At 41.6% G+C, this 1,414-nt stretch carries 1 protein-coding gene; it reads right to left on the bottom strand.

Going from position 1 to position 1,414, the window contains the following annotated elements; translation table 11 throughout:
- Window positions 1-408: 408 nt before the first annotated feature.
- Window positions 409-1,414, bottom strand: a 1,006-nt coding sequence (ruvB, locus tag AB4653_RS19830; RefSeq protein WP_372105116.1) for a Holliday junction branch migration DNA helicase RuvB, incomplete at its 5' end; no start/stop codon positions are given.

The raw sequence follows: 1,414 nt of genomic DNA, 5'->3' as shown, positions 1-1,414 counted from the left end.
GCTAATATAGCTGACGCTAATATTACTGGTAAAATCAGTATGTTTCAAAAGGTTTATAGGAGAACCTTGCGTTGATTTGTATCAATTTTATTCAAGCAAATTAGAGTTATTTTTGAACAGTTATGATTAAAATCACACCAATTATGTCTCTATTAATAGCAGCATATGATATCTGTGACAAAAGCTCAGCACTGCATCAACATATGAATTACAACTACCCATAAAGTATTAACAAAAACCATAACAGCTTATTTCACTTTTTGTTACTCAATTCAAACATGAAATCAAAGTTTTCATTTTTGAGGGAGCTATTCAGCTTTTTTTATCGACTCGCTCAAAGAGTTGTTATTCAATAGAAAGCAAAAAATCCCAGCGCTTATGCAACTGGGATCTTTAAAAATGAATAAATTAACGATTAGATGGTTTATCGATGCCGAAGTGTAAATACGCTCTGTCGGTCGCGATTCGACCTCTTGGCGTTCTTTGTAGATAACCTTGTTGAATCAAGTAAGGTTCTAACACATCTTCAATGGTATCTCTTTCTTCACCAATCGCCGCAGCCATGTTGTCTATACCAACCGGCCCACCACCAAACTTCTCCATAATCGCAAGCAAAAGCTTCCTATCCATGTAGTCGAAACCTTTAGCATCGACATCCAACATGTTTAGCGCTTTATCAGCAACCTCTGGGCAAATATGTCCATCGCCTTTCACTTCCGCATAGTCACGAACACGGCGCAGTAAACGGTTAGCAATACGTGGCGTACCACGAGCTCGACGAGCAACTTCTAACGCCCCTTGCGATTCCATAGAAAGACCAAGACAATCAGCACTTCGTTGAACGATGCTTTGTAAATCTTCAACTTTATAGTACTCAAGACGCTGAGTAATACCGAAACGGTCACGCAACGGCGATGTCAGTGAACCAGCACGAGTGGTTGCGCCAATCAAAGTGAAAGGAGGAAGGTCGATCTTGATAGAACGTGCCGCTGGGCCTTCACCAATCATGATATCTAATTGGTAATCTTCCATTGCCGGATACAGAACCTCTTCAACCACAGGACTAAGGCGGTGGATCTCATCAATGAATAGAACATCATTTTCTTCAAGGTTGGTCAGCAATGCCGCCAAGTCACCTGCTTTTTCCAATACAGGTCCTGAAGTGGTACGAATGTTCACATCCATTTCATTAGCAACAATGTTTGCCAATGTGGTTTTGCCCAAGCCTGGAGGACCAAATATCAACAGATGATCGAGCGCCTCATTACGCATTTGTGCTGCTTTGATGAAAATTTCCATCTGACCACGGACGTGATCCTGACCTTGATAGTCAGCCAGTGCTTTAGGGCGTATTGCACGATCAATGACATCTTCATCTTTGAATACTGGGTTGTCCGGTGCAATAAGGCGATCG

Source organism: Vibrio sp. 10N.222.48.A3 (assembly GCF_041475345.1).
GTDB classification, from domain to species: domain Bacteria; phylum Pseudomonadota; class Gammaproteobacteria; order Enterobacterales; family Vibrionaceae; genus Vibrio; species Vibrio tasmaniensis_A.
Note: the sequence above shows the minus strand (reverse complement) of the source record. Positions and strands in the feature narration are given on the sequence as shown.